The sequence below is a fragment of the Streptomyces xingningensis genome (assembly GCF_054957865.1).
Window position 1 is genome coordinate 1 of sequence record NZ_JBDJPF010000117.1, and the last position, 6,167, is coordinate 6,167.

Genomic DNA, 6,167 nt, shown 5'->3' on the forward strand with positions numbered 1-6,167 from the left:
GGCCCAGCAGAATCAGGTCAACTACATCCGCAACTCGGTCAAGGCCACCGTGGATGCCTATGACGGCACGGTCACGCTGTACCAGTGGGACCAGGAGGACCCGGTGCTCAAGACGTGGATGAAGGCCTTCCCGGGTACGGTGAAGCCCAAGTCCGCGATCAGCGATGCCCTGTTGAGCCACCTGCGCTACCCGCAGGACCTCTTCAAGGTCCAGCGTGAACTGCTCACCCGCTACCACGTCAAGGACGCGGAGACCTTCTACACCGGCAGTGAGCGTTGGCAGGTCCCGGACGACCCGACGAACAAGTCGGAGCACGCCGTACCGCCGTTCTACCTGAGCATGAAGATGCCGGACCAGCAGGACCAGGCGTTCTCGCTCACCACCACGTTCACCCCGAACCGGCGCGACAACCTCGGCGCCTTCATGGCGGTCAACGCCGATGCGAAGAGCGACGACTACGGCAAGATCAGAATTCTCAAACTGCGTTCCGACAGAACGGTCTCCGGGCCACGGCAGGTCCAGAGCAAGTTCAACGGCGACACCGAAATCGCCAACAAGATCAATATCTTGAAGCGGGGCGACTCCGAGATCGAGTACGGCAATCTGCTCACCGTGCCGCTCGAAGACGGACTGCTCTATGTGGAACCGGTCTATGTCCGGGGCGCGGGCGCCAACTTCCCGCAGCTGAAGAAGGTGTTGGTCACCTATGGCGACCGGACGGCCTTCGAGGACACCCTCCCGCAGGCGCTCGACGTGGTCTTCGGGGTGAAGGGCTCCACGAGTCCGGAGCCCGGCACCAGCAAGCCGCCGGGCAAGCCGCCGGCCCAGGACGCCACGGTCCAGCAGGCTCTCAAGGACGCGCAGGATGCCTGGGACACCGCGCAGAAGGCCCTGGAGAGCAAGGACCTGACGGCGTATGACAAGGCCCAGCGGGCCCTGAAGGACGCGCTGGACCGGGCGAGCAAGGCCGAGAAGGACGCCGCCGCCAAGAGTGGCGACAAGAACGGCGACAAGGGCGGTGACAAGAAGGACGGCAAGCCGGCCGGCTGAGTCCGGGCCCCGCTCCGCGCCGTGGTACGGTTGTGCCACATCAGCGCGGGGTGGAGCAGCTCGGTAGCTCGCTGGGCTCATAACCCAGAGGTCGCAGGTTCAAATCCTGTCCCCGCTACTCAATGACAAGGCCCGGAGTCTTTGACTCCGGGCCTTGTTGTGCGTCCGGGCGCCAACTGCCCGGGACCAGTGTTCGCATCGGGCGCCACGCTGCTCTGTGCGGGTTATGTGCGGGGCTTTTGATTAGAGTTTGGAGCACCGCTGTGTCGGGAAGTCGGGAAGTCGACAAAACGCTGAAGTGACCTCACTGGCTGCGGTATTCCAGGTGTACGCAGGTTGCGGGAGTGCGACGATGGGACTCATGGGGGACAAGGCGAGGCTGGTGGAGACACGTCGGCTTGTGGCTGCTCCCGGTGACGGGAGCCGCCTGGACGAGCAGGATCCGTCGTCGTACGGCGCGGAAGGGGCCCGTTCCGCGGAGCACGCCCACGCCGCCGGAGCGGCCGACCTCGAGCTCGAGACCGCCCGCCGCCGGGCCATGGAGTCCGGCGATCCCGCCGCCTTCAGCATGCTCGGGGCGCTTCTGCTGCGCCGGGGCGACCTGGACGGCGCCGAGCGCCATCTGCGCGCCGCGACCGCGGAGGGGGACCGCTCCGCCGCCAACAACCTCGGCGTCCTGCTGCACCAGAAGGGCTATGCCGACGAGGCCGCCGCCTGGTGGCGGGTGGCCGCCGTGGCGGGCTCCGCGGCGGCCGCGCATGCGCTCGGCCGCTACCACCGGGAGCGCGGCGACGAGCCCGCCGCCGAGTACTGGCTGCGCCAGTCCGCCGAGTCCGGGCACGCGCTCGGCGCGTACGCGCTCGCCGATCTGCTGGAGCACCGCAGCGATGTGGGCGCCGAGCGCTGGTTCAGGTCCGCGGCCGAGCGGGGGCACCGCGAGGCGGCGTACCGCCTGGCCCGCATCCTCGACGGCCGGGCGCCCGGCGCGGCCTCCGGCACCCCGCCGAGCGGCCTCGCCGCGAGCCTGGGCCCGGTCACCGGCGCCCGGGCCGCAGGCGGCGGCAACACCTCGGTGCGCGACCTGCGGGCCGCGGCCGCGGGCCGCGGCGAGGCGGCCGAGGCCGAGCAGTGGTACCGGCAGGCCGCCGCCCGGGGCCACCGCCGTGCGGCTCTGCACCTGGGCACCCTGCTCGAGGGGCGCGGCGAGGCCCAGGAGGCCGCGCGCTGGTATCTGACCTCCGCCAAGGACGGGGAGTCGCGGGCCGCCTGCGCCCTGGGCTTTCTGCTGCGTGACACCGGAGACGCCGAGAGCGCCGCCGTCTGGTGGCGGCGGGCCGCCCAGGACGGCGACGGCAACGCGGCCAATGCGCTGGGCGCCCTGCACGCCGACCGGGGTGAGACCCAACAGGCCGAGCGCTGGTACCGGGCGGCGCTGGAGGCCGGAGACGTCAACGGGGCCTACAACCTCGGACTCCTCTGCGCCGAACAGGGGCGTACGGCCCAGGCCGAGCAGTGGTACCGCCGGGCCGCCTACGCCGGGCACCGGGAGGCCGCCAACGCCCTGGCCGTGCTGCTGCTCCAGGGGGGCGACGCGGCGGGGGCCGAGCCGTGGTTCTCCAAGGCCGCCGAGGCGGGCAGCGTGGACGCCGCGTTCAACCTGGGCATCCTGCACGCCGGCCGGAACGAGGAGCGGACGGCCTTCCAGTGGTACGAGCGGGCCGCCGCCGCCGGGCACATCGACGCGGCCCTCCAGGTCGCCATGGCGCTGCTGCGCGAGGGCGACGAGGCGGCGGCCGAGCGCCATCTGCGGGTCGCCGCGCGCGGCGGCAGCGCGGAGGCGGCCTTCCGGCTGGGCGCGCTGCTCGACCGCGAGGACGGGGCGTCGGACGAGTGCGAGGAGTGGTACACCCGCGCCGCCCGGGACGGCCACCGGCGCGCCCAGGTGCGGCTCGGCATGCTCGTCGCCGCGCGGGGCGATGTCGTGGAGGCGGCCCGCTGGTACCGCGAGGCGGCCGAGGCGGGCAGCCGCAACGGCGCCTTCAACCTGGGGCTGCTGCTCGCCCGGGAGGGCAGCGAACCGGAGGCGGCCCTGTGGTGGACCCGGGCCGCCGAGGCCGGGCACGGGCGTGCGGCACTCCGGCTCGCCCTGCTGGCGGCGCGGCGCGGAGAGCTGGCGGAGGGCCAGCTCTGGTGCGCGCATGCGGTGGAGTTCGGCCCGGCGGAGGTGTCCGAGCGCGCGGCCCGGCTGCGGGACGCGCTGCAGCAGGAGCTGTCGGCCTGAGAGCGCACTGAAATGCCGTTTGCGCGGTTCCCGGGCGGGGGTTACAGTTGGTCTCACCGACGCGGGGTGGAGCAGCTCGGTAGCTCGCTGGGCTCATAACCCAGAGGTCGCAGGTTCAAATCCTGTCCCCGCTACTTCTCGCAAAGGCCCGGATCCACCAGGGATCCGGGCCTTTGCGCTGCCCCGGCTATGCCGTCGAGCAGTTGGGGCAGATGCCGCGGTAGGTCACCTCGACCGCGGAGAGCCGGAAGCCGAAGCGCTCCGTCGCCGGAAGGTCGGCGAGGAGATCCCCGGCGGGGTGGACGTCACGGATGGTGCCGCACCGGGAGCACACCAGATGCTGGTGTGCGTGGTGGGCGTTCGGGTCGTAGCGCTTGGCGCGGCCGTCGGTGCTCACCTCGAGCACCTCGCCCAGCGAGACGAGCTCCCCGAGCGTGTTGTAGACCGTCGCGCGGGAGATTTCCGGCAGCAGTTCGGCCGCCTTGGCGTGCACTTCGTCGGCGGTGTAGTGCACATGGTCCCCGTCGAGTACCTCGGCGACGACGCGGCGCTGTGCGGTCAGCCGCCAGCCGCGTCCGCGGAGCCGTTCCAGCAGGTCACTCATGCCATTCACCCATCAGTCAGATAGCACCAGCGTAGCAGTGGCCCTTGTCCATCCATGGATCCCATATTTATATTTAGTGCATCTTGACTTAGACAGAGTCCAATGTAAGACTCGGCCCCGGCTCCGGCCAAGGGAGCCAGGACGAGATGACGGAGGCGTACGTGTCGGTTCAGGGCGAAGCCATTTCGACCGTTTCGACGGCGGGTTCGCTGACCACGGAGTCCGGAGCTCCGGTCGCGGACAACCAGAACAGTGAGACCGCGGGCATCGGCGGGCCCGTCCTGGTGCAGGACCAGCTGCTGCTGGAGAAGCTCGCGCACTTCAACCGCGAGCGCATACCGGAGCGCGTGGTGCACGCCCGTGGTGCCGGTGCCTACGGCACCTTCACGGTGACGGCGGACGTCACCCGGTGGACCCGGGCCAAGTTCCTCTCCGAGGTCGGCAAGCAGACCGAGACCTTCCTGCGGTTCTCCACCGTGGCCGGCAACCTCGGAGCGCCGGACGCGGTGCGCGACCCCCGTGGCTTCGCGCTGAAGTTCTACACCGAGGAGGGCAACTATGACCTCGTCGGCAACAACACCCCGGTGTTCTTCATCAAGGACGCCATCAAGTTCCCCGACTTCATCCACACCCAGAAGCGCGACCCGTACACCGGTTCGCAAGAGGCGGACAACGTCTGGGACTTCTGGGGTCTTTCGCCGGAGGCCACCCACCAGGTGACCTGGCTGTTCGGTGACCGCGGCATCCCCGCCTCGTACCGCCACATGAACGGCTACGGCTCGCACACCTTCCAGTGGAACAACGAGGCCGGCGAGGTTTTCTGGGTCAAGTACCACTTCAAGACCGACCAGGGCATCGAGACCCTCACCCAGGGCGAGGCCGACAAGCTCGCCGGTGCGGACCCGGACAGCCACCAGCGCGATCTGCGCGAATCCATCGAGCGCGGCGAGTTCCCGACCTGGACCGTGCAGGTGCAGATCATGCCGGCGGACGAGGCGGCCGACTACCGCTTCAACCCCTTCGACCTCACCAAGGTGTGGCCGCACGAGGACTACCCGCCGATCGAGATCGGCAAGCTGGAGCTCAACCGCAACCCGGAGAACATCTTCGCCGAGGTCGAGCAGTCGGTCTTCTCGCCCGCGCACTTCGTGCCCGGCATCGGCCCGTCCCCGGACAAGATGCTGCAGGGCCGGCTCTTCGCCTACGGCGACGCCCACCGCTACCGCGTCGGCATCAACGCCGACCAGCTGCCGGTGAACCGCCCGCACGCCACCGAGGCGCGCAACAACAACCGTGACGGCCACGCCTATGACGGCCGCCACGGCAAGGCCAAGAACTACGAGCCCGACAGCTTCGGCGGCCCGGCCCAGACCGGCCGTCCGCTGTGGCAGTCGCTCCCGGTCGCCGGTGCCACCGGCAACACCGCGGCCCCCTCGCACGCCGAGGACAATGACTTCGTCCAGGCGGGCAACCTCTACCGGCTGATGCCGGAGGAGGAGAAGGAGCGCCTGATCGCCAACCTCGCGGGCTTTATCGCCAAGGTCTCGCGGGATGAGATCGCCGAGCGGGCGATCGGCAACTTCCGCCAGGCGGACCCCGACTACGGCAAGCGGCTGGAGGCCGCGGTCCAGGCCCTGCGCGGCTGACCCTCGCTTGCCGTACCCCACCGAAGAGGCCGGACGCCAAAGGGCTCCGGCCTCTTCGGCCGTGCCGCGGCCGTCATACGGCGAGCGCCCTGGCGGGTTCCCTCGCCGGTGCCCAGCAGCGGATGATGTCGCGCACCGACACCACGCCCACGGCCTCCTGGCGGTCGAGGACGATCAGATGCCGGAAGCCACCGTGTGCCATGGTGGCCGCGGCCTCCTCGAGGGTCCACTCGGGGGCCGCGAAGACGACGTCGGTGGTGGTGTGGTCGCGCGCGGTCTCCTGGTCGGGATCCCGCCCGGATCCCACCGCGTTGAGGATGTCACGCTCCGTCAGAATGCCGGGACCGCCGGCGTCGGGATCGAGGACGACCGCCGCGCCGATGCTCCGCGCGGACATCAGCCGTGCCGCCTGCCGGAGGGTGTGCGCCGGGCCGATGGTGAGAACCACCGTGGTCATGGCGTCGCGGACGAGCATGGGTGAAGCCACCTCCTTGGTGTGACTGTGAGTGCAAAGGCGTGTTCACAAGTTCACAAGCGTGGCGGGCTTCATCCTCACACGGGGGCGCTACGAGGACAAGGGGCGTG

At 70.2% G+C, this 6,167-nt stretch carries 5 protein-coding genes and 2 tRNA genes; 5 read left to right on the forward strand and 2 right to left on the reverse strand.

Annotated features, from left to right (window positions below):
• The 4 genes from ABCR83_RS31795 to ABCR83_RS31810 form a co-directional block, all read left to right on the forward strand.
• The coding region (locus ABCR83_RS31795; protein WP_462698737.1) for a UPF0182 family protein at positions 1 to 1,051 on the forward strand (1,051 nt) is incomplete at its 5' end.
• Between the two features lie 44 nt (positions 1,052 to 1,095).
• Positions 1,096 to 1,169: transfer RNA gene (locus ABCR83_RS31800), tRNA-Met, on the forward strand.
• 234 nt (positions 1,170 to 1,403) lie between these two features.
• A complete protein-coding gene (locus tag ABCR83_RS31805; protein ID WP_462698738.1) occupies positions 1,404 to 3,332 on the forward strand; it encodes a tetratricopeptide repeat protein in 1,929 nt (642 codons plus the stop codon).
• 60 nt (positions 3,333 to 3,392) lie between these two features.
• Positions 3,393 to 3,466: transfer RNA gene (locus ABCR83_RS31810), tRNA-Met, on the forward strand.
• A gap of 53 nt (positions 3,467 to 3,519) precedes the next feature.
• Here the strand turns inward: ABCR83_RS31810 and ABCR83_RS31815 are convergent.
• Entirely contained in the window at positions 3,520 to 3,936 is a 417-nt protein-coding gene (locus tag ABCR83_RS31815) for a Fur family transcriptional regulator (protein WP_462698739.1), read from the reverse strand.
• Between the two features lie 146 nt (positions 3,937 to 4,082).
• On the opposite strand from ABCR83_RS31815, the gene ABCR83_RS31820 reads away from it, so the two are divergent.
• Positions 4,083 to 5,582 carry a catalase gene (locus ABCR83_RS31820; protein ID WP_462698740.1) on the forward strand — a complete coding sequence of 500 codons (1,500 nt, stop codon included), beginning with the start codon at positions 4,083 to 4,085 and terminating at the stop codon, positions 5,580 to 5,582.
• 73 nt (positions 5,583 to 5,655) lie between these two features.
• On the opposite strand, the gene ABCR83_RS31825 is transcribed toward ABCR83_RS31820, so the two are convergent.
• Positions 5,656 to 6,057, reverse strand: a complete 402-nt coding sequence (locus ABCR83_RS31825; RefSeq protein WP_462698741.1) for a CBS domain-containing protein — start codon at positions 6,055 to 6,057, stop codon at positions 5,656 to 5,658.
• Positions 6,058 to 6,167 lie beyond the last annotated feature (110 nt).